Raw genomic sequence first — 22,675 nt, forward strand, 5'->3', positions numbered from 1 at the left:
ATCCGGCCAGGTAACGAGCGGCTTCAAACCACGGGTAGTGGCCCGGCGATCGGATCGGACCGCCGAATGAAGCGATAAGAGCGAGCGTGTCGCCTGGATGGGTCGCGCCATACCCCCGTCGGCGGGAGCATGTCAAGCCTGATCCAAAGCGCACTACAACTCCTGTCGTGGTAATTTGGCCAACGACTGAGGGGGATTCTGCGCCGAATAAGAAATGTTCGGGAATCCGTCCGCCATCGATCCCGCATGATCCGCGACAGAAGCACGACCCTCAGTCGCGGATCATGGAAGGGAATCGGCAAAACCGGCTTTGTCGGTCAGGTTGAAGGCGAGGAATCGACGATGAAAAAATGAGAAAAGGCTCTGCGGCACGGCGAAAAATTGTTGGTAAGCCTGTCAGCATTCATCGGGCAAGATGCAATCTCGTTCTGGCGATTTGCATGAACACCATCCGCCCCGTTCCATTTTTTGAGCCAAAAACCGCATGTTTTGCCGCATCAAACGCCATCCGGTTCTTCGGGCATGGCCATTGCTTTGGGTAACAGGTCATGGGGGCGATTCCCGGCCAAATGCCGGTTTGCCTCGCCCCCGTGGAGCGTTCGATGCAACCGCAAGAGACTTATTTTGTCATCCCCACATACCGCCTGCGGGACGTGGGGGAGACCGTGGAGCAATACGACGAGCATTTTTGGCGCAATGGCCACTCGCCGAAGATCATCGTGTTCGATGATTCCAGCCCGGTCGCCGAGGAAAAGTATTATCCGTTCCTTGAACAAACACGAACCCATGCCCCGATCCATTACGTCGGCCCGAAGGAGAAGGAGCAATTCACCAATTACCTCAGCGGCCGATTGCGGGACAAGCGGCTCAACGGCCTGGTGAAAAACCTATTCCGCCCAAGCTACGGCGGTAACCGGAACTTCACTCTCATGCACACCTTGGGCGGATTGATGGTGAGTTCGGACGACGACATGCGCCCGTATGCCCTGCTCGAATCCCACCGGGAATCGCTCGGGGACGGGGAAATCAGCCGGGGCCGGCTTCATCGGGCCGACAGTGACGATCTTGTGCGCAAGTCGTTCGACATCTTTGGTTCTTTCCTCGATGTCCTTGGGAAGCCGGTGTCGGAGATTCCGGCGAACTACGAGTCTGGCGAATTGCTGACGGATACGGCGATGGACTTGGAAACCAATGCGACCAACGGCGTCAGCCGCGAGAACTCGTTGTTGCTTCGGGACGGAACCATCCCGCCCGACGCGGTGGTGAAGATCGCCCAGACCTTCCGATCCGGGACGAACGACATCGACGCCCTCGATTACGCCGACTTGTTCCTGACGAACGACGATCAGGTTGACCCGGATGAGTTGAACGAGCTCTATGTGCTGGCCAATTTCCGCCCGGCGGTCACCAAGCTGAACTGGCGCATGGATTGCGGCGTCGCCGGTTACGACAACACCTTCGGCCTGCCCCCCTTCTTCCCGACCCGGTTGCGGTTCGAGGATTACATTTACCGGCTTTGGATCCGGCAACCGGGGATCGCGGCGGCCCATGTGAATGCCGCCCAGAACCACACGAAATCGAACTACATGCGAAATCCGGTGGCCTCCGAGATCTTCAACGAAGAGGTGGCCAACTTGCTCAAGCGGAAGATCAAGGATTCGCTGACACGGGTGGACGCCCTGACCATCGAATTCGACTATGCCGGCGAAGTCACGGAGGAAGACGCCCGGCAAAGTCTGGACAAAGTATCCGCGATGCACCGCCGGGCGCTGGAGGCGGCCGGCCGGGCGACCTCTCCCGAACGCACCGCCTCCCTTCGGCTGTTCGCAGCCAATTTGCACAAGGCTTTTTACGGCTTCGAGCCGGACTTCTTCCAGCAGAACTTGCTGCGCATCGTGGACGACGTGATTGACGTCATCAAGGGATCGATCGAACTTTGGCCCACATTGGTGGAAATATGTTACTTCGAGAAAAACCGGCACGGGCTTCCGATGCGTCGGGTGGAGAATGGCCGGAAAACGTAGGCACGGAGGATATCATGCCTCTTTCAGACGACGATTTTTCGCTTGAAATGCCGGAGGAAACCCCCGCATTTGGCGGATGGAGGAACCCGCCGCTTGAAGTCCGCGTGATGTTAACGGCAGTTGTGTTTGCCGTGCCGGGAATTCTGGCCGGCCTCATGGCCTGTTTGCTCACGCCGTCGTCGGTTGACCAACACTTGGCCGCCGGAGTCGGCGGATTGATCGGCTTCGCGGTCGGTGTGTGGGTTGAATCCGAATCTTGACGTGACGATGATGTCAGCGGGCCAACAACGCCGCTTCCAGTTTTGGCCGGTAATGTTCCAGATCGGGAACCAGCAAACCGGGAATTTTGGCCTCGTCGTCCCATCGTCTCACGGCCACCGCCGATTGATACCACGGTTCGGCTTCAAACACCTTGGCTTCCTCGGGCGTGAACGGACCGCCTTGCAAACGCAGGCTGAGTTGGGAGGCGGGCGAGAGGTCGTCGTGATAACCGGGTTCGACGGCGCACAAGTATCTTTTGGCCGCGACATGTAACCGAACGGGATCGACGATGGCCGGGCCAAAATGTTTTTGCAACCACTCGGCCCCGGCGTCCTCGTGTTGTCCGTCGAGACCCTCTTTGGCAATATTTTCGGACATTCCGTGCAGAAGATGGCCCACATCATGCAACAGGGCGGCGGCCACCAAGGCATCATCCGCGCCGGCTTCCTCGGCCAACCGGGCACATTGGAGGGCGTGGGCGGTCTCGGTGACATCCTCGCCGAAATAGGCCCCGCTTCCCTTCTCGGCGAACAGGGCAAACAGTTGATCGATGACGGTCATGTGGCGTAACGCTCCCTTCACAACAGAAGGACGGTTTGAAACCGCCCGTTTGTTTTGGAATTATGGGAAGCAGCCGCGATTGGATTGTGAAGTTTTGGTTTGAACGGCTCCCTACGCCAGGCATGAGGAGCCGATAGACACTTCAACCGGGATCGGTTGAAAGAAATTACGCCAGTTCACGAATCGGTTCGGAATTCTCTTCGACCAGATAATGCGGTCGTCCGTTCAGGTCGGTGATGGTCGTGTGGTTGGCGTCGATGCCGAGATTCTTGTACAGCGTGGCGTGCAGTTCGCCGAACGTCACCGGGCGGCTGGCGGCCTCGCCCGCGATGCGGTCGGTTGAGCCGATCACCTGGCCGGTTTTCATGCCGCCCCCGGCGAGCAGCACACAGTTCACCTGGGGCCAGTGGTCCCGGCCGACTTGGGCATTGATCTTCGGCGTCCGGCCGAATTCCCCCAGCACCGCGACCGTGCAATCTTGATCCATGCCGCGAAGGTGCAGGTCTTCAACGAGGGCGCTCACGCACTTGTCGAACAGGGGAAAATCTTCGGCCTCGCGTTTGAAGATTTCATTTCCCTTGCCGCCGTGCCAGTCCCACTTGCTGTAGTTGAGCGTGACAACCCGGGCGCCGGCCTCGATCAACCGGCGGGCCATCAACATGCTTTGCGGCACGCGGGGAGAACCGTCGTTGTCAATGATGATCTTCGGGTTGCCCACTCCGTAGCGTTGGACCACTTTCTCCGGTTCTTTGGAGAGGTCCAGCGCTTCCGCGAGCCGGGACGAGGTGAGCAAGCCAAATGCTTGTTGATGGAAAGAATCCATCCCGGTGGTCAGGTCGCCGGTGTCGACTTCCTTTCGCATCGTGTCGAAGCCACGCAACAGCGTCTTGCGATCGGCGAACTGATTCACGGTCACGCCCCGAAGGGTCATGTCGTCTTTCGCCGGACCTGTTGGCCGGAAGGGGGCGTGTGATGTGCCGAGAAAGCCGGGGCCGGGTTCGTTGTAGGGTCCGTGCGGGCTGGCGTAACACAGGCTCACGAACGGCGGGATGGCCGGGTCGGCGCTCCCTTGCACCCGGGAAACGACGGAGCCGAATTGCGGCCAGCCTCCCAATGGTTTTGGTTTGCGCGGATCGTGGCCGTTGTACACCTGAATCGCGTCGTGATCGACCTGATTGCCGACCAGCGACCGGATGATGGTGAACTTGTCCATGTTGCGGGCGATTTTGGGAAACGCCTCGCAAATCTGGATGCCGGGGACATTCGTCGCCATCGGCTTCCACGGCCCGGCGATTTCCTTGGGGGCGTCCGGTTTCAGGTCGAACATGTCCTGATGCGGCGGCCCGCCGGTGAGGTAAATCAGGATGATCGATTTCTTGGAGGATGTCACCCCTGCGGAAGCCTCGGCCTTGAGCAACTGCGGCAGGGCCAACCCGGCCATGCCCAGCGAACCGATTTGCAGGAAACCGCGACGGGAAGGCCGATATTGGCCGGGATTCGGCGGGACGGACATCAAGAAATCTCCACGCGAAACAAAATGTGGCGGGATTCGGCAGGCGGGGCAGGGTGCTGGGCGCGTTTGGGGAGGTGAAGGGATACTACCGCGCGTCAGAGGGTGTGTAAAGGAAGAGTTGGCCAAATTGAGGATACGGAACGGAAATTACCCCTCCGGGGGGATGTTCGTCATTCCGCATCCCCAATTCAGATCACTTTTTCCCCTGATTCCAGTAGATCCGGGCATTGTGCGTCGCCCGGCCGACGGCCACGATGTCCGGTTTGCCGTCGCCGTCGAGGTCAGTGACGATCAGGTCTTCGGTGGCGATGCCGCCATCGTCGAGCATGAGACGGTCCCATTTGGCCCCGATTTTGTCGGTCGCCTTATAGATCCGCACGCCGCATTTTTCGGTGAACTTGTCCCCCTTGGCCGGGTTGTCGCGGACGCCGATGATGAGCTCATCCGCACCGTCGCCGTCGAGATCGGCGCACCAGACGCCGTGGCCCCAGCGGAGATGATCGTCGATGACATGGCGGTCCCAAGGCGGGGTTTTTCCTCGAATCGGTTCTTCAATGAATTGCGGCGGTGTGTAGGTCACCACTTGATTGCCATGCCACGGCTCGACAGTGGCGACGAATGGCCGGGGGCTCAACTGGCCAAGTTTGATCTCGCTGGCTCCCCGGCTGCCATTGGGAGTGTCTTGGTTGCCGAGACCAAACTTGGTCGTTTGCCAGGCGTTATCACGCTGACTAATCAGATGCACACCATCGTAGCTAACGGCGTAAATCCTCTTTTTTCCTTCCGAGGTTGTCACTGGCCAAATGTTGTGAACCACGTTCAGCGATTCCGACAACACAATTGGCTTCCACGGCCCTGCCACCGGGTCTTTCGGAATCGGAAAGGCCAGAATCCGCACCGGGCGGCCGTCGACCCAGTTCTTTTCTTTGGTGGAATCGCGGCCCATCAGCGGGGCGAGGATGATCTCCGGTTTGCCGTCGCCGTCGATGTCCGCGACGCGGACGCGGTGGACGGTCGGTTCCTCGGCGATGGGGTGGATGCTCCATTCTTCATCGAGCGTCTTGCCCCGCTTGAGCCATTGCAGCGTGCCCCCTTCTTTGGTGTTGAAGGGCTTCCAGTCGGCGCCAAGCACCAAATCAAGCTGGCCATCGCCGTCGATGTCGAGGGCGGCCACGCAGACATTGTCCGGCTTCGTTTTGCCGGTGATGATCGTGTGCATTTTCCAGGTCGGGTTTTCGTACCAGACCACCCGTTTGGTGTCCACGACGACGAGATCCGGCTTTTTGTCCCCGTTGATGTCGGCGGCGATGACGGCATAACCCACAGAAAGATCTGTGGCGATTTCCTGCATCTTGAATTGCGGAAACTCAGCCCCGAACACCGGCAAGATGAGCGGGCCAACGGCGAAGAACAAGGAGAGAAGCACTCGCATGATCCTGTTTTCCTGATTGAGCGGGTTATGCGGAAAACGACAAGTTTACCACAAGTTTCAGGCCGGGCCATTACAATCGGGTGTAACCGCAAAACCCCGCTTGCCTGGGCTTGACCGGTGAACAACAATGAAGCGATTGAATTTTTTTCAAGCTCGCCAACCCTCGCCCTCCCGACTGGCCGGGGCTTCGCATAGGAAATGTCGATGACGATTGCTCCGTCCCAAAAACCGCACCGCGAATGGCTGTGGTTGTTTCTCTCGCTAGTCATCGTCGGCGGGGTGACCGTGCCATTGTGGATGTGGGCCAACCCGCAGGAAAACACTGCTGAATATTGGGCAAGATGGACGCCTCGCCGGATTGCCAAACTGTTCCTCGGGCCGGAACAAATCGCCTGCTATCTTTGCTTCGTGTGGGCCGGATTCATGCTCTTGAACCGTTACCGCGAAGTCTGGCGGCAACGGGTTGCCTTCCAACTCGATTTGCTCCCCACGGACGAAGGGGCGAGAATCCTCCCCGAAGATGCCCGGCCGCTCGCCCGCAAAGTCGAGGCGACCACGAAGAATCGGCCGTATATTCTGGCGAAAATGATCTCGATGGCCCTCACCAAATTCGCGGTCAGCCGCAAGGCCCCGGATGTCGGCGAAGTGGTTCGTACGCAGGCCGATGTGGAGCAAAATCGCCTCGTCACCAGCATGGGGATGATCTCTTATCTGGCATGGGCCATCCCCGCCATCGGCTTCCTCGGAACCGTCCGCGGCCTCGCGGGAGGCATGACCAAGGCGGGCAACCAGAAAGACCCGGACTTCATTCAACAGGTGACCGATCAACTCGGCATTGCCTTCGACTGTACGTTCGTCGCGCTGGCTCTGAGCGTCGCGCTAATGTACCTGTTGCACGTCGTCACGCGGGCCGAAGAAATGTTAATCATTGACGCGCAGCAGTATTGCCAGGAAAATCTCTTGCTGCGGCTTTACGACCCGGAACCGGAACCGGCGTATGCGGCGGCGGAGCGAGGTTGAGGGATTCAAAGGCCACCTCACCCCCCGACCCCCTCTCCTGACAGAGAGGGGGAGCAAGTGTGGGGAAGCTTCCGGAACGTAGGTCAGCCTTTCTAGGCTGACAGGTCCGTCAGCCCAGAAAGGCTGACCTACTGGAAGAAATTTCATCCCACTTGCTCCCCCTCTCTGTCAGGAGAGGGGGTCGGGGGGTGAGGTGGCCGGGCAACAACGATTGACCAACGAAGGATGATCGCATGGCTTGGGTGAACTGGTCCCGAAAACCGGCCGACGGGAACGATGATCGCGGCGCCTTGGGGGCTGACCTCAACGCCGGTCGGGTGCGGGCGACCTACGGCCGGGCTTCGCGGAACAAGCTCTTTTTGCTTGAAGACCCGCACATTGATCTGCCGTTGGCCATCAGCTTGGAGAAACGCACGCCGGATGTCGGCCGGGCCGCGCTGGCGGTGAGTCGAAAACTGCCGCACACAATGTGCGTCAATTATCTTCCGCAACTTGGTCAAGTCTTCGAGTGGAAACACGCCCGACAAACCTATAACGCAGACGGCCTCGTTTCTCTGGCCCTTGAGCGACTGGCCAAAGCGACCTCAACCAACAGTGGTCTTTCTCTCGCGTTGCCTTCCTATCTGAGTGTGCCGCAAGTCACCCGGTTGCTCATCATCGCCGAGAAACTAAAACTCCGCATTCGCGGCACGGCTTGCACACCATTGGCCTTGGCCGCCGAACGGGCGACGCATTTCTTGAACGCCCCGAGACCCGACGAATCCGGGGACGGTTCCGGCATCCACCGGGCGTTTGGCGCCACGTCCGTGCTCATCATTGATGTGGACGATCATGCCCTGACGGCCAGCGTGGTTCGCATCGCCGAAGCGGAAGTGCGAATGCTGGCGACGGCTTCCTTCCCCCGGCTTGGCTCCAAGATTTGGCGGGAACGATTGCTCGACACGCTGGCCGACCGCTGCGTGCGGTTGTGCCGCCGAGACCCCCGCGACAACGCGGACACCGAGCAAATGCTGTTCGACCAACTGGAGGAAACCATCGACCGCGCCCGCACCGGCCAACGGGTTTCCATCAACGTGCGTTCGGCGAATTGGTTCCAAGATTTGATCCACGCACCGGCCGATCTTGATGCGTTCTGTGCCCCGCTTGCCCGGCAGGCAGCCGAGGAAATCAAGAATCTGCTGCTGACCGCCACCGACAACGAACCGCCGGAAACCGTCTGGCTGACGCACGACGCCGGCCGAATGCCGGGCCTGGCCGCCACCCTGCACCAGCACATGACGGAACGCACCAGTGTCCGCGTGCTGCACCCAGAGGCGACCGCCGCCGCCGTCGCCAACCTGAACGAACGGTGGGATGCTGCGGAACTCCCCCGCACCCACCTCGACACGGTAATCGTCTTGCCCCACCGCCAAGACCCCCGGCTGTTGCCGAAAGCCCCGCCCCCGAATTCGGGCGTTCACAACAAGAACATGATTCTTTGAGTCGTCACCAGCTTGCCGTAGCTCCAGACAGGATGATTTGATGCGTCGTCACAAGCCGCCAACGCTCGTCAGCATGTGGATGTTGGATGTTTTCTGCTGCGCTCTGGGGTGTGTCACGCTCCTGTGGTTGCTCAAAACCCGCGAGGCGGGCATCACCTCGGACGAGGCGTTAAACGCCAATTCGTCGCTGATGCAAACCCGTGAAGAATTGGAAGAAACAAAGAAGCAATCAGCCCTCCGACTTGCGGATGCGGAGCGACTGCTCGCCGAACTCAATTCCACGAAATCTTTGCTGGCGTTGGCCCGTTCGGAGCGGGACGACCTCGCCAAGTCGATTGCCTTGGTGCGGGGCGAGAGGGACAAGACCGCCACCGAACTGGCCCTCATGGTCGGCGAGCGGGACAAAAACGCCAAAGATCTTGCGTTGGTGACGGACGACCGAAACAAGAACGCGAAGAATCTCGCCCTGATCGAACAGGAACTGGCTAAAACCAAGAATGACCTGAAGCTCGCGCTCGCCAAGGCCGACGATCTCGACAAGACCCTTAAAGGCTTGAACAGCAAACTAACCGCCACCGACGCGGAATTGGCGAAAAAACGCGGCGAAATGGAGACGATCAACAAACAACTCGATGCCGCGAAGAAGCAGGCGAGCGAGTTGGAAACGCTGGTGCGGGACAAAGACAAGATGCGGACGGATGCCGAGAGCAAGCTAAAAGCCTCGGAAACGCGACTGGACGCCATGAGCCGCACGGCCACGGATGCCACAAAACTGCAGGCCAAACTTGATGCCTTGGAACTCACGCTCAAGGCCCAGAAGACGCAACTCGACGAAGCGAATGTGACCATCGTGGACCTTCAAGGAACGAAGGCCAAACTCGCGGACAAGGTGAACCAACTGCGGATCGAGAGCGACAACAAATTCGCCGGGATCGCCCTCACGGGGAAGAATGTCGTCTTCTTGGTGGACATGTCCGGCAGCATGGACCGCGTGGACGAAAACACGCTGGAGCCGACCAAATGGCCGACCGTCCGGGACACGGTCTGCAAGCTGCTGGTCTCGTTGCCGGACATCGAACATTTTCAAGTGATTATGTTTTCCAGCAAAGCCTCGTTCCTCCTGAGCGAGACGGACTGGATCAAGTACGACAAGACCAAAAGCATCGAACAAATCCGGACGGCCATGAGCAATGTGAAGCCGACCGGGGATACGAACATGTACACCGGGTTGGAAGAGGCTTTCCGGTTCCGGGCAAAGGGCCTCGACACCCTGTACCTGATTTCAGACGGTCTTCCCACCTCCGGGCCGGGGCTGACGGCCGCCCAAGAACGGCAGGGTATTTCGGACACCGACCGCACGAATATTCTCTCCCGCCATGTCCGCCGGGTTCTGCTCACGGAATGGAACAAACCGGATGCCCAGAAGCAGCGGGTGAGAATCAACTCCGTCGGCTTCTTCTACGAATCTCCGGACGTTGGCGCCTTCCTCTGGTCCCTCTCCCGCGAGAACGACGGGAGTTTTGTGGGGATGTCTCGCCCATAGAGATTGAAAGCATTAACCACAAAGGCACAAAAATCACACGAAGTTTCACCAAGAAGAAAGCAGAATCTCTTCGTCTTCTTGGTGAAACTTCGTGTGACCTTTATGCCTTTGTGGTTGGTCTTCTCTTGGTTCCAAGTTTCAAGTCTGGCCGCTTCTGTCGCATTCGGGATAATTCGCTCAAGGGAATCCGGAAGATTCACTGACCCTCGGAGCGATTGAATGACGGAACTCGACATTCCCAAACTGCGGCCGGGCCTCAAGGCCGTCGCCGGGGACAAACCGGACACCGTGGTGATCGTCGATCAGTACCGCCTCGGGGATGCCATCGAAATCTCCCATGCGATGTTTGAACTCATCACGTTGTTCGATGGCCGAAAGAATCTCAAGCAGATCCGCGAAGAGACCGCCAAGATGTTCGAGGGGGAGCCGGTCCCCATGGAAACGCTGGTGAATCTGGTTCGCGGGCTGGATCTGGATTATCTGCTCGACACCCCGAGATTGCGGGAAAAGCTGAACACGCCGGACAGACCCCCCACATGCGTCGGTGTCTACGATGCGGACCCTGAAAAGGCCCGCAAGCAGTTGAAGAAGCTCTTCACCAACACCGGCGGGCCGGGATTGCCGGGAGAACCGGGTTGCCGGGTCGCCACCGATGGGGCCGTTCGGGCGGTGCTGGTCCCGCACATGGACTATCTTCGCGGGGGCGTCACCTACGGTTGGGGTTTCAAGGAATTGGTCGAACGAACGGATGCCTCTCTATTCGTCATTATCGGCACATCCCATTATTCCGGGTATCGATTCTCGCTCAGTCGTCAGAATTTTGCCACGAGCTTCGGGAAAGTACCCACCGATCAGGCGTATGTGGACCGGATCGCCAAACACTATGGCCCCGGCCTTTTTGATGATCCATATGCGCACGTGCCGGAACATTCGATTGAACTCGAAGTGGCGATGCTCCAATATGTGTTTGATGGAAAACGCCCGTTCCGCATCGTGCCCTTGCTGACCGGGTCTTACTTCGATTGTGTCGGCAAGCGGACCAACCCGCGCGACCAAGCCGATATCGCCCGAATGATCTCGGCCCTGAAATTGGCCGAGGCTGAGGCCGGGGAGAAGGTCTGTTACGTTATCAGCGGGGATCTCGCCCACATCGGGCCGAAGTTTGAAGATCCGGATCTGCTGAGTGATGAACAACTTAAGGAGAGCAAGAAGCAGGACGACCGGTTGATGCAATTCGTGGCCGCCGCAGACACGGATGGCTATTTCGGCGTGATCGCGGCCGAGGAGGACAGCCGCCGGATCTGCGGGCTGCCGCCGACGTATCTCACCTTGGAGGCGGCCAAGCCGAAGCGTGGGAAACTCCTCCATTACGGCCGGTATATTCAGCCGGAAGGGATTGAGAGTGTGAGTTTCGCGGCCGTCGCTTTCGACTGAGAAGCTTTCGAGCGAGAAAGATTTCACCCCGCGTCCGTATAATCTTTGGTGTGACATCCCTCGATTCGACGGAGCGGCAATGAAACAGTTAATGTCTCCCGGCGGTTCGCGGCGATTGATGGCGGCGGTGGTCATGGGCACGGCTCTCTCGGCAATGGCCGGGGAAGCAATGGCCAGCCAACCGGCCCCCGATGCGGTTCACGATATTTCCCGTTATTGTCAGGTTTGCTGGCGCAATGCCCGGCTCCACCCGGATAGCTGGTCGGACTGCACCCAAGAGGTGCTGATCCGCTTGCTTCAAACGGTGGAAGCCGAGAAGTGGCCGCAACTCCTGAAACTGGAAAGCGACGACCGCCGGGAGTTTATCCGCGCCATTGATGCCGTGAAGAAGCGAACCCAACGGGCCAAAAAGTACCAAATCCTTTCGGACGAAGTGCCAGACCGGCGCATGACTCCGGATTCATCCCGAAACGAGATCCAGGAAGAACTGGAACTTGCCTCCGGGAAAGTGCTTAGTCAGCGGCAGCAGCGCATCCTGCAACTGACTCGCGACGGCTGGACCGTTCCCGAGATTGCGACGGACATGAACACCACCGTCGAACGCATCAGTGACGAAAAGTACAAAGCCATCCGCAAGTTGCGGAAGGAATTGAACGGCTGAGAGAACGAATAAGAGAAGAGTTCACGCAAAGATCGCAAAGCACTGCAAAGATCGCATAAGAGTCGAAGAATGGTTTAAATCTGTCTTCCACGCGGGGAAGAGAAACTTAAACCATTCAAAATCACTTATGCGATCTTTGCGGTGCTTTGCGATCTTTGCGTGAACTCTTCGTTTTATAGGTGGTTTCCCCAAATGACTCCCTCCGAAGCCGTTGATCGTCTCCAAACTGTCTTGGCCCATCTGTGGATGATCCGCACGTTTCTGAAACACGCGGACGAAGTCACGGAGGACGAACAGCTCATCGAAATTCCCCGGCTGTTGTACGATTCGATTCGGGCTGCCGAACCCGCCTATCTTCGCAAGGACTTCCCGACGTATCTCCGGCGTCTCAAGGGCAAGTTGGGTAAACTCCGCAAGGGGGCCGACCTGTTCGCCCGCGAATATTCCCGCGTGTCGGCCCACACCAATTTCGAGATGGCTTCCATTTCCTTGAGCGGGGCCGTCCGGCAGATGGAGGAGATTTTTTCGCAGATCACCGGGACGGTGGAGACGGCAATAGAACCGGAAGAAGAGGGCGGGGCGGTTGGCGAGGAAAACGCATGAACGATTGCAACGATAGGCTTACAGTTGGTACGATGAAACACGTTTGATGACCCGACGAGAAAGAGTATTATGGCCGTCACCGAACAACGCCACCCGACAGATGAACTTGTCAGACTCGGCCAAGAGGCATTTGATCGAACGGTGCGATCACGATTGCAGCCGGAAGACGATGGCAAATTCGTGGCCATTGATGTCGATTCGGAAGATTATGAAATCGACTTGGACGATTACGCCGCGATCAAGCGCCTCTTGGCCCGATGTCCGGCGGCCCAAGTCCTCTTGTTGCGAGCCGGGCAGAAGGGCACTTGCCGCTTTGGTTTACACCGATGATACGCGGAACCGTAAACACTCGCGGGGAGGCGGTTGTCAGCCTCCATGTGAAAGGCGCCAACGGTTTGGAGTTTGACGTGGATGCCGTCATCGACACCGGCTTCAATGCCTCTCTGACCCTGCCTCCGGCCTTGGTGTCGATACTAGGCCTTCCAACCTTGTCGGCGGGTGTTTCATATCTCGCGGATGGCTCAATTTGCCAATACGATGTTTGCCCGGTGGCCGTCGTCTGGGATGGGATCGAGCAAGTGGTGACGGCCTATGCCATCGGCGATGAACCGTTGCTGGGGATGCGTCTCCTCGCGGGTCACGAATTACGAATGCAACTGGTGCCCGGCGGGTTGGTGGAAATCAAAACAATCCCCTGATGAAACCGCACTTTTTCAAGCCTCTTTTGATCTGTCTGGTTCGTTATCAATTCAACAAAAAAGCCGAAGGCATTCTTAGTAATGAAAAGATCTTCTCCTCAAGTTTCCCACCGGTGGGGATGGCAAATTGACGTGCCGACGGGTGATTTGCCTTTTCCCGTTTTTTTCGCCGTGTGCATCTAGCTTTCGCCGGAGGTTCGTCCAAAATACGACTTCGATCACGCCGAGTGCGAGTTAACTCTCCATTAACTCAGTGGCCTCGGTGCCCGAAGAAAGACGGTTATCCCCGTCAGTCGTTCGCGGTTTGAATCAAAATAGCGTCCCAGCCGATGCGACACGATACGGAGTGCCAAAGCTCATGAAGGGACCAGAATCTGCTCTCATTGAAACCACCGAAGTCCACCACATCATTCGTGGGTTGGCGGTCGGTTCGTTCGGGATGAGCTTCTTTTCGTTTCTGGTCTTCTGGTGGATCCCCTTCGGGTTCCTCGTGTCCAGCGCCGCCGGTGTCATGGCGCTCACCAGCATTGCCTTGGGCATTCGCACCAAAGAACGCGGCCTCTACTATCCGCTGGGGGCGATTGCCCTGACGATTATCACGACGCATGCCGCCTTGCTTTCCATGAAGTTCACCAACGTTTTGTTTCTCGATTTTTAATCCGGTCCCGCGGTTGTGCCGGTGGTTGCCGGTCGGCCGGGGAGTTTGTCGCCCTCCGTATGGGGAATTGATCGATGGCCCAGGTATTTCACCGCAGCATGAACGCGGTATCCCGAATCATGGTGTTCGGGCTGCCGCTCTTGTTCATGGGGTCGGTTCTCGGCGGATCGATCATCTATCGCTCTGGCTATATCACCGGCCGCGGCGAAACGGTCGATCAGCCCGTGCCGTTCAGCCACCTGCACCACGTCGGGCAGTTGGGCATTGATTGTCGCTACTGCCACACTTCCGTGGAATCTTCGAGTTTTGCCGGCATCCCGCCGACGAAGACTTGCATGAACTGCCACCAGCAGATGTGGGCCGGGGCTGAAATGCTCAACCCGATCCGTGAAAGCTACAAGCAAAACAAATCCGTTCCGTGGGAGCGGGTTCATAACCTGCCTGACTATGTCTACTTCAATCACTCGATTCACGTGGCCAAGGGCGTCGGCTGCGTGTCGTGTCACGGCCAGGTTGATCAGATGCCGCTGATGTATCAAAGCAAGTCGCTGCTGATGGAATGGTGCTTGAAGTGCCACCGAAACCCGGAGCCGAATCTTCGGCCCGCCTCGGAGGTCACCAGCATGACATTCAAGCCGGCCGACTATGTGAACCCGGAGACGGGCAAGAAGGAAAACCCAGAAACCGGCAAGCCGTTCACGCAAGCCGAACTCGGGAAGTTGATGAAGGATAAGAATCACGTGCGAAATGCCCTGACGCTGACCAGTTGTTCGATCTGCCACCGCTAACCCAAGGTGATGAGGGACCGATGGCCCTGAGAACCGATTCTGACAATCCGATTGAGTCCGGCGGCGGCGACGACTTGTGGCTAGGCCTCGAGCATTTCGCCAACACGCCTGAATTCACCGAAATGCTCCACCGGGAATTCCCGGAGGACGCCACGGCGTGGAACGACCCCGTGAGTCGGCGAACCTTCCTCACGCTCTCGGGGGCCTCCGTGGCCCTCGCCGGGATCGGCTGCTCGCCGCGCCCCGCGTCGCGTGAGAAGATCTATCCGTATGTGAAACAGCCGGAACAGATCACTCCTGGTCTGCCGCTCTTCTTCGCCACCGGCCACGCCCAGCAAGGCGTGACCAGCGGCATCTTGGTCAAGAGCCGCGAAGGCCGGCCGATCAAGATCGAAGGGAACCCGAGCCATCCCGGCAGCCTCGGTTCGACCGACGTTTTCATGCAGGCTTCCCTGCTGAACCTGTACGATCCGGACCGCTCCCGGCAGGTCATCAACGGCCGCACTGGCGACGAAATCACTTGGGACACGGCCATTGGCCAGCTCAAGGGCAAACTTCCGAAGACCGCCAAAGTGCGGATCCTGACGGAGACCGTCGGTTCGCCGAGTTTGGCCCAGACAATTGACACGTTCGCCAAGCAGTTCACGCCAGCCGCTGAATGGGTTCAGTACGAACCTGTGAACCGGGACAACGTACGGGAAGGCTCCAAGCTTGCCTTCGGTGAATACGTCAACGCCGTATACGACTTCACGAAGGCCCTCCGGGTCGTTTCACTGGATTCGGACTTTTTAGGTGGTGTTGTCGGTGGCGTGCGTTATGCGAAGGACTTCAACTCGCTTCGCAAGACCGCTGTGCCGGGCAAAGACAAAGACGGCCACACGGCGATGGTCACGCCGACCGCCGATCAAATGAACCGGCTGTACTCGGTGGAATCGACGTTGTCCCCGACCGGGGCCGTGGCCGATCACCGTCTGCCGATGAAGTCTGTGGAAATCGAATCGTTCGTCCGGGCGCTGGCCAAGGAACTTGGCGTGAACGCCGGGGAAGGCGGCGCGCTGCCGGATCTCGCCAAGAAGTGGCTGGCTCCGCTGGTCAAGGACTTGCAGGCGAACAAGGGCAAGAGCATCGTGATCGCAGGGGATCATCAGCCCGCCGCCGTTCACGCGATTGTCCACAATATCAACGAGGCGCTTGGCAATATCGGCACGACGGTGAAGCTCACCAAGCCGGTGGAAGCCAAGCCGAGCAATCAGCTCGCCGATTATAAGAAACTTGTCGAGGAAATGGCCGCCGGCAAGGTTGATGCCGTGTTGATCCTCGGCGTGAACCCGGTTTATTCCTCCCCGGCCGACATCGACTTTGTCGGCGCCCTCAAGAAGGTTCCGCTCAAGGTCCACATGGGAAGCCATCTGGACGAGACGGCGATCCTTTGTGACTACCACTTTAACGAGGCTCACGCCTTGGAAACGTGGGGCGACGGCCGGGCATTCGACGGCACCGCCAGCATCAGCCAGCCGCTGATCGCCCCGTTGTTCAACGGCCATTCGATCCTTGAGTTGATCGCCTCGCTGACGACCAATGCCGCATTGGTCACCGGCATGGAGATCGTGAAGACGTTCTGGCAAAACCAGCCGAAGGACGGGGGCACGCCTCCGGACTTCTCGATCTGGTGGCAGCACGTCCTTCAAGACGGCGTGGTCCCCAAATCCGAATTCCCGGCAGTGGCGAAGAAGCCCGCCACGACGGCCATCCCGGCGTACAAGGCTCCCGGCAAGGGAACCGAGTTGAATCTCCGGGCCGACCCGAATCTGTTCGATGGCCGGTTCGCCAACAATGGTTGGTTGCAGGAACTTCCTCGGCCGATCACGAAGTTGACGTGGGATAACGCCGCGATCATTAGCCCCAAAACGGCGGCTGATCTTGGTTTCTCCGTCGGCATCATGCGGAGCGGCGGCGGCGAACACGGCAAGGCCCAAGTGGACATTGGTGAACTCACCATCGGCGGCAAGAAATTGACCGTCGCCGTGTGGATTCAGCCGATGCACGTTGATGACTCGATCACCCTCTATCTCGGCAGCGGCCGGGAACGATCCGGGCAGATTGGCAACACGGGCTTCAACGGCTTCAAGGTTCGCTCCGCTGAAAGCCCGGACATCAGCGTCGGTGCTGAACTGAAACCGACAGGCGAGAAGTTTATCCTCGCCTGCACCCAGTCGCACTTCAGCATGGAAGGTCGGCGGCCGGCCCGTTCGGCTTACTTGGAAGAGTTCCGCGAGAACCCGAATTTCGCCAAGGTGGCCGCGATCGCCGCCCCCGAATGGAGAGAAATCGACGAGACTCTTCCCGGTAACGAACACAAACACGAAGAACACGGCCACGATCACGATCATGGCGAGAAGAAGTCCGAAGGCGGAGCCGGGAAGAAGGAAGAACACCACGAAGTGCATGACAAGCGGACGATTCCGCTCACCATGTACCCGCCGACGAACAAGGAAGGCCGCCGTTGGGCGATGGCCATCGACTTGACGCAGTGCAACGGGTGCAGCGTGTGCCTCATCGCCTGTCAGGCCGAAAACAACGTGCCGGTTGTGGGCAAAACGCAGGTCACCAAAGGCCGCGAAATGCACTGGATTCGGGTGGACCGCTACTACGAAGGGACCGACCCGAACGATGCCGCGAATCTCGTGGCTCACTTCCAGCCGGTTCCGTGTCAGCAGTGTGAAAAGGCTCCGTGTGAAGTTGTGTGCCCGGTGGCCGCGACGCTTCACAGCACGGACGGCCTGAACGACATGGTGTACAACCGCTGTGTCGGCACGCGGTATTGCTCCAACAACTGCCCCTATAAGGTGCGTCGGTTCAACTTCCTGACCTTCGCGGATTGGAAGACCGACACTCTCAAGCTCATGCGGAACCCCGAGGTGACCGTTCGGGAGCGGGGGGTGATGGAAAAATGCACCTACTGCGTCCAACGGATTCGCTCGGCCGAGATTGAAGCCGAACGACAATTCCGTGGCATCAAGGACGGTGAGGTTGTCACCGCCTGCCAGGCCGCTTGTCCGTCGGGAGCCATCACGTTCGGCGATCTGTCCATCAAGGACAGCATGGTCAACCAGAAGAAGGCTCAGTCGAACAACTACGGCCTGCTTGCCGAATTGAACACGCTGCCGCGAACCACGTACCTCGCGGCGATCCGAAATCCCAACCCCGAGATGCCGAGGGCTTGATTCCGATGGCAACTGGCGTTCTCGCACATGACGGTCATCATTCGTCGGCCCCGCCGCACGTCGAGCCGTTGCCCGTCGCCATCGGCGGGCAACACAGCATGGGCTCGGTTTGCGACGCGATCGGCGACATCGCCACATGTGTGAAGCCTCACCCGAAGAACTGGTACATTGTCTTCGGAATAGGTTTCACACTCGCGGCCGGTTTTTTGGTCGCGGTCACCTACCTGCTCACCTATGGCACCGGCGTGTGGGGGATCAACGTCCCCACGGCTTGGGGCTTTGCGATCATCAACTTCGTGTGGTGGATCGGCATCGGCCACGCCGGCACGCTGATCTCCGCGATTTTGCTGCTGCTCCATCAACGGTGGCGGACAAGCATCAACCGGTTTGCCGAGGCCATGACGATCTTTGCGGTGATGTGCGCCGGGGTGTTCCCCCTGCTTCACATGGGCCGCCCGTGGCTGGCTTACTGGTTGTTTCCGTTCCCGAACAATTTCGCGATGTATCCGCAGTTCCGCAGCCCGCTGGCGTGGGACGTGTTCGCGGTGACCACATACGGTACGGTCTCCGTGATCTTCTGGTATGTCGGCCTCATCCCGGACTTCGGGGTGCTGCGAGATTCGGCGCCCACCAAGATCCAGCGCTGGGCCTACGGGATGCTCTCCCTTGGCTGGCGCGGATCGGCGTATCACTGGCGCCGGTACGAAAAGGTGTATTTGATCCTGGCCGGTATCTCGACGCCGCTCGTGTTCTCTGTGCACTCGATCGTGTCGTTCGACTTCGCCGTGTCCATCGTGCCGCTGTGGCACGCGACGATCTTCCCGCCGTTCTTCGTGATCGGGGCCATTTTCTCCGGCTTTGCGATGGTGCTGTTCCTCGCCTTGCCTCTGCGAAAGTGGTACGGCCTTGAGGACTTCATCACGGACTGGCACATTGATAATTGTGCCAAGGTGATGTTGGGCACCGGGATGCTCGTGAGTTACGGCTACTTCTGCGAAGTTTGGATGGCTTGGTATTCCCACAGTCTGTATGAGGCGGACACGACGTGGCAGCGGCTCTTCGGCCCCTACGGTTGGAGTTACTGGACGCTGATTTTCTGTAATTTCATCGCCCCGCAGGTTTTGTGGTATCGCCCGTGGCGGTTGAACCCGTACATCCTGTTCGTGGTGTGTGTGATCGTCCTCATTGGCATGTGGTTCGAGCGGTATGTGATCGTTATCACGCTCACCCGCGAATACATGCCGTCCATGTGGGGCCGCTATGCCCCGACGGTGTGGGACTGGTTGCTGTACATCGGGACGTTCGGGATCTTCTTTACCTTCTTCATGTTGTTCGTGCGGTACGTGCCGATGATCTCGATCACGGAAATGCGTGAACTGTTGCCGAAGAGTGCCGGCGGGCAAGACGGCCACTCGATTGCGGAGGGCCCCCCGTGAGTGATGTCATCGAACCGAAGATTTACGGTCTTCTGGCCGAATATGACCGGCCCGATCCTCTCATTGAGGCCATCAAGAAGGTCCGGGCCGAAGGATACACGAAGATCGACGGGTACTCCCCGTATGCGGTCGCCGGAATTGCCGACGCCCTCGGTTTCATCAAAACCGAAATGGCGACGATTATGCTTTGCGGCGGCCTCGTCGGCTCGACCAGCGCGTTCCTGATGCAATGGTGGACGAACGCCATCGACTATCCGATTAACATCGGCGGCCGGGCGTCGCTGGACGTGTTCGAGTTCCTCAAGAGCTGGCCGTCCTTCATCCCGATTACGTTTGAAGGGGGCATTCTGACATGCGCCCTCAGTGGTGTGTTTGGCTTGATTGCGATCTGCGGCCTGCCGCGACCGCACCACCCGTTGTTCAATGCGAATATTTTCTCCCGATGCTCGCGAGACCGGTTTTTCCTGTCCGTCGAGGCAACGGATCCGAAGTTTGACCTTGAGGCGACGAAGGCCCTGCTGGCTACTCTGTCGCCGATGTCCGTGACGGAGGTGCCCGCGTGAAACCGAGCAACCGAGTGGTTCGTTACGGGGCTTTTGTGACTGCCCTCCTGACACTGACGGCCTGCCAGCAACGGATGGCGAGCCCGCCGCAATATCGCCCGTTGATGGAAACGGAATTTTTTCCCGACAAGCGTTCTTCACGTCCGCTGGAGGAAGGGACTGTCCACCGGGCGCAACTGCTGGACGATAATCCATTGGTGTCCGGCCTGACCCCCGAGGGGAAGAAGCAGCAAACCGTGACCGTTCCCGGCGTGGCCAACGCCATGAGCGGGGCCGGGATTCCGAACAAGACATCGAATTTCGTTGATGCGTTTCCCTTCCAGTTGGCGAAGGAAGACGTGGTTCGCGGACAGGAGCGTTACCAGATTTACTGTGTGCCGTGCCATAGCCCGCTGGGCGATGGTCGGGGCAAGATCTGGGAACGCGGCTACCTGGCTCCGCCGAGCTATCATTTGACGAATGACCCCGAATTGCTCGCCAAAGATCCGAAACACGGGCGGTCCCGCGGATTCGGGTTCTACGACGTGAAGGGGGCCGATGGCAAGCCTCTCGCCCTGCGGGATGTGCCGGTCGGATACATTTTTGAAATCATCACCAAGGGCTATGGCGGCATGCCCGAACACGCTTCGCAGATCCCTGTGGCTGATCGCTGGCGCATTGCCGCCTACGTGAAGTCCCTGATGATCAGCCAGAACGCCGGCAAGGACGGGGCGCTCAAGCTCAGCGACAAGCAATGGGCGGACGTCGAGAAAGAACTGGGGGAGCGGAAATGAGTGACGCCGCCGCAAACACGACGGCTTTTCAGGAGACCCCGGAATACCGGCACGAACTCCTGAGCGGTCCCCGGACAAAAGCCCTGCTGATTGGAATTGCGGGTTTCGTTGCTTATGGCGTGATCGGGGGAGCCCTCGTCAGCCTCGGGCAAGCCGATGTTCAGCAGTTCATGATTGCCTACTTGGTGGGCTTCTTGTTCTGGGTCTCGATGAGCCTTGGAAGTTTGTTCTTCCAGTCCATTCATTACGTGACTGGCGGCCGTTGGGGCATCCTGATGCGGCGGCCGATGGAAGCGCACATGCGCACGTGGGCCTTTGGCTTCGTGCTGTTTCTTCCCGTCATTGGAATGATGTTCGCCGGGAAATCCTCTATTTACTGGTGGGCCGGACATCATCCGGGCGAGCACGAACATGCCGCCACCGAGGGCAAGAAGGAAGAAGAAAAGGCTGCCCACAAGGAAGCAGCCGAGGGGTCGTGGCATCGCAAGAATGTGACGAAGCCGAACTTGGAAATCGACGAAGACCGCAAGGTCGCCGAGTATTTGAACCCGGTGTTCACGGCCGTTCGTGGCGTCCTTTATTTCTTGATCGTCGGCGGGGCGATGTTCTGGATTCTCAGCAACGCGATGAAAGCGGAAAACAGCCCCGATGAAGAAGCCGGCCGGATTGCCCGCAACAGGCAGAAATATGCCGGAACTGTCGGTATTGTGATTTTCGCGCTGATGATGGCGTTCATCTCCACAGACTGGATTATGTCGCTTGAAAAGACGTTCGCGTCGTCGATGTTCCCGGTCATTGTGTTCGACAACGCCGCGATTATCACCTATGCCTCGGGCATGTTGACGCTCTTGTATCTGAAAGAGAAGAAGCATCCGCACTTTGAGAATTTGTTCCCGCCCACCGAGCAGATTCACTTGGGGAGCATGTTGCTGGCGTTCACCCTGGCGTGGACCTACTTCAACTTCTCCCAGTTCATGCTGATCTGGATCGGGAACCTGCCGGAAGAAATCCCGTATTACCTCCGCCGCACGACGAACGGCTGGCAGTATTACGCGATCATTATGACGGTGTTCCACTTCTTCGTGCCGTTCATGCTGTTGCTGTTCCGGCATGTGAAGTCGGATCCGAAGGTGCTTCGATGGGTTTGTATCGGTTTGCTGATTGTCTGCTTCACGGACGTGTTCTGGTGGATTAACCCGACCTTCATCCACGAGAACTTCAGCGTGTATTGGCTGATGGACATTGCGGCTTGGTTCGGCGTCGGCGGCGTGTGGATCTGGTATTACCTCGGACAGCTTGCCAAACGGCCGCTGCTCCCGACACGGGAACTGTACATTCTGGAGGCTTACAATCATGGGCATTGAAGCGCACAGTGAGCAGTTCACGATTCAGGGTCCGACTCACAAGCTCCCTTATGAGCCGGACAAGTTTTCGGTGAAGCCGATTTTGATGGTGCCGTTTGCGGTGATTGCCACCGGCATCGGTGCCTTCATTATCACGACGCTGATCTTTGACAACATCTTTGACCCGGCTGTCAAAGAAACGTCTACGTTCCAAGAAGCGGCCACTCGAGGTCAGGCCCCGTTGAATGAGCGGATGGCCCGGATTTCTTCGACAGACCCGAAGGCTGATGTCAACGCTCCTCGATTGGAATGGGTGCGTGTGACAGAACCCGTGTACAGCGAGGATGACAAGGAGAAGAAGAATCCTTTGGTCACCAGTGAATGGACGACCGCCCTGCCGAAGAAGACCGGGAACTCCCCCGAATATCACCCGGAAGATTTGCGGGCTGACCGTCAACCCGGTTTGACCGGCTACGCGAAATCGAAGGATGGCCTCACCAAGATTCCCGTGGACAAGGCGATGGACCTGATCACCGGCGGGTTGGTGGGCGTTCAACCGAACGCGAAGCCGCTGCCGATCAACGCGGATTGGGACAGGCCGAAGGAATCGAACGGCGGCCAGCCGACCACGAAGAAGTAACGCGACCTTAAACCGCCCG

At 58.5% G+C, this 22,675-nt stretch carries 21 protein-coding genes; 18 read left to right on the top strand and 3 right to left on the bottom strand.

Annotated features, from left to right (window positions below; translation table 11 throughout):
* Nucleotides 1-602: 602 nt before the first annotated feature.
* Together BGIM_RS0118795 and BGIM_RS0118800 are read left to right on the top strand one after the other, a co-directional pair.
* Entirely contained in the window at nt 603-2,024 is a 1,422-nt protein-coding gene (locus tag BGIM_RS0118795; protein WP_029630176.1) for a hypothetical protein, read from the top strand.
* A 14-nt stretch (nt 2,025-2,038) separates the two neighbouring features.
* Complete coding sequence (locus BGIM_RS0118800; RefSeq protein WP_020471278.1) at nt 2,039-2,284, top strand: hypothetical protein; 246 nt, start codon at nt 2,039-2,041, stop codon at nt 2,282-2,284.
* A 13-nt stretch (nt 2,285-2,297) separates the two neighbouring features.
* Here BGIM_RS0118800 and BGIM_RS0118805 read toward each other — a convergent pair whose 3' ends face one another.
* The 3 genes from BGIM_RS0118805 to BGIM_RS0118815 form a co-directional block, all read right to left on the bottom strand.
* A complete protein-coding gene (locus BGIM_RS0118805) occupies nt 2,298-2,846 on the bottom strand; it encodes a phosphonate degradation HD-domain oxygenase (RefSeq protein WP_020471279.1) in 549 nt (182 codons plus the stop codon).
* A gap of 166 nt (nt 2,847-3,012) precedes the next feature.
* Nucleotides 3,013-4,359, bottom strand: coding sequence for a DUF1501 domain-containing protein (locus BGIM_RS0118810; protein WP_020471280.1), 1,347 nt, complete (start codon nt 4,357-4,359; stop codon nt 3,013-3,015).
* A gap of 193 nt (nt 4,360-4,552) precedes the next feature.
* Complete coding sequence (locus BGIM_RS0118815) at nt 4,553-5,791, bottom strand: FG-GAP repeat domain-containing protein (RefSeq protein ID WP_020471281.1); 1,239 nt, start codon at nt 5,789-5,791, stop codon at nt 4,553-4,555.
* Between the two features lie 204 nt (nt 5,792-5,995).
* Here BGIM_RS0118815 and BGIM_RS0118820 point away from each other — a divergent pair, with 204 nt between their 5' ends.
* The 16 genes from BGIM_RS0118820 to BGIM_RS0118900 all read left to right on the top strand — a co-directional run bounded on the left by BGIM_RS0118820 (nt 5,996) and on the right by BGIM_RS0118900 (nt 22,656).
* A complete protein-coding gene (locus tag BGIM_RS0118820; protein ID WP_020471282.1) occupies nt 5,996-6,811 on the top strand; it encodes a MotA/TolQ/ExbB proton channel family protein in 816 nt (271 codons plus the stop codon).
* A gap of 233 nt (nt 6,812-7,044) precedes the next feature.
* The gene (locus tag BGIM_RS0118825) at nt 7,045-8,292 is read left to right on the top strand and encodes a hypothetical protein (protein ID WP_020471283.1); all 1,248 of its coding nucleotides are present in this window, start codon (nt 7,045-7,047) and stop codon (nt 8,290-8,292) included.
* A 40-nt stretch (nt 8,293-8,332) separates the two neighbouring features.
* Nucleotides 8,333-9,835 (top strand): VWA domain-containing protein, encoded by a 1,503-nt coding sequence (locus tag BGIM_RS0118830; RefSeq protein WP_020471284.1) that lies wholly within the window; start codon nt 8,333-8,335, stop codon nt 9,833-9,835.
* A 219-nt stretch (nt 9,836-10,054) separates the two neighbouring features.
* The gene (gene amrB, locus BGIM_RS51185) at nt 10,055-11,269 is read left to right on the top strand and encodes an AmmeMemoRadiSam system protein B (protein WP_020471285.1); all 1,215 of its coding nucleotides are present in this window, start codon (nt 10,055-10,057) and stop codon (nt 11,267-11,269) included.
* Nucleotides 11,270-11,348: 79 nt separating this feature from the next.
* Nucleotides 11,349-11,930 carry a sigma-70 family RNA polymerase sigma factor gene (locus BGIM_RS0118840; RefSeq protein ID WP_029630178.1) on the top strand — a complete coding sequence of 194 codons (582 nt, stop codon included), beginning with the start codon at nt 11,349-11,351 and terminating at the stop codon, nt 11,928-11,930.
* Between the two features lie 192 nt (nt 11,931-12,122).
* The gene (locus tag BGIM_RS51190; protein ID WP_020471287.1) at nt 12,123-12,533 is read left to right on the top strand and encodes a hypothetical protein; all 411 of its coding nucleotides are present in this window, start codon (nt 12,123-12,125) and stop codon (nt 12,531-12,533) included.
* A gap of 69 nt (nt 12,534-12,602) precedes the next feature.
* Complete coding sequence (locus BGIM_RS51195; RefSeq protein ID WP_020471288.1) at nt 12,603-12,863, top strand: hypothetical protein; 261 nt, start codon at nt 12,603-12,605, stop codon at nt 12,861-12,863.
* Entirely contained in the window at nt 12,860-13,231 is a 372-nt protein-coding gene (locus tag BGIM_RS0118855; protein WP_020471289.1) for a hypothetical protein, read from the top strand. The genes BGIM_RS51195 and BGIM_RS0118855 overlap by 4 nt, the downstream gene beginning before the upstream one ends.
* A 358-nt stretch (nt 13,232-13,589) precedes the next feature.
* The gene (locus BGIM_RS0118865) at nt 13,590-13,889 is read left to right on the top strand and encodes a hypothetical protein (protein WP_020471291.1); all 300 of its coding nucleotides are present in this window, start codon (nt 13,590-13,592) and stop codon (nt 13,887-13,889) included.
* A 74-nt stretch (nt 13,890-13,963) separates the two neighbouring features.
* Nucleotides 13,964-14,677 carry a cytochrome c3 family protein gene (locus tag BGIM_RS0118870; protein WP_020471292.1) on the top strand — a complete coding sequence of 238 codons (714 nt, stop codon included), beginning with the start codon at nt 13,964-13,966 and terminating at the stop codon, nt 14,675-14,677.
* A 20-nt stretch (nt 14,678-14,697) separates the two neighbouring features.
* Nucleotides 14,698-17,901 (top strand): TAT-variant-translocated molybdopterin oxidoreductase, encoded by a 3,204-nt coding sequence (locus tag BGIM_RS0118875; protein WP_020471293.1) that lies wholly within the window; start codon nt 14,698-14,700, stop codon nt 17,899-17,901.
* A gap of 5 nt (nt 17,902-17,906) precedes the next feature.
* On the top strand, nt 17,907-19,337 hold the full coding sequence (gene nrfD, locus BGIM_RS0118880; protein ID WP_040889453.1) for an NrfD/PsrC family molybdoenzyme membrane anchor subunit: 1,431 nt from the start codon (nt 17,907-17,909) through the stop codon (nt 19,335-19,337).
* On the top strand, nt 19,334-19,900 hold the full coding sequence (locus BGIM_RS0118885; RefSeq protein ID WP_020471295.1) for a DUF3341 domain-containing protein: 567 nt from the start codon (nt 19,334-19,336) through the stop codon (nt 19,898-19,900). The genes nrfD and BGIM_RS0118885 overlap by 4 nt, the downstream gene beginning before the upstream one ends.
* Nucleotides 19,897-20,673 (top strand): c-type cytochrome, encoded by a 777-nt coding sequence (locus BGIM_RS0118890; protein WP_020471296.1) that lies wholly within the window; start codon nt 19,897-19,899, stop codon nt 20,671-20,673. Before BGIM_RS0118885 ends, BGIM_RS0118890 begins: the two co-directional genes overlap by 4 nt.
* Entirely contained in the window at nt 20,670-22,037 is a 1,368-nt protein-coding gene (locus BGIM_RS0118895; protein WP_020471297.1) for a hypothetical protein, read from the top strand. The genes BGIM_RS0118890 and BGIM_RS0118895 overlap by 4 nt, the downstream gene beginning before the upstream one ends.
* Nucleotides 22,027-22,656, top strand: coding sequence for a hypothetical protein (locus BGIM_RS0118900; RefSeq protein ID WP_020471298.1), 630 nt, complete (start codon nt 22,027-22,029; stop codon nt 22,654-22,656). The genes BGIM_RS0118895 and BGIM_RS0118900 overlap by 11 nt, the downstream gene beginning before the upstream one ends.
* The last annotated feature ends 19 nt before the right edge of the window (nt 22,657-22,675 follow it).

The sequence above is a fragment of the Zavarzinella formosa DSM 19928 genome (genome assembly GCF_000255705.1).
GTDB classification, from domain to species: Bacteria; Planctomycetota; Planctomycetia; order Gemmatales; family Gemmataceae; genus Zavarzinella; species Zavarzinella formosa.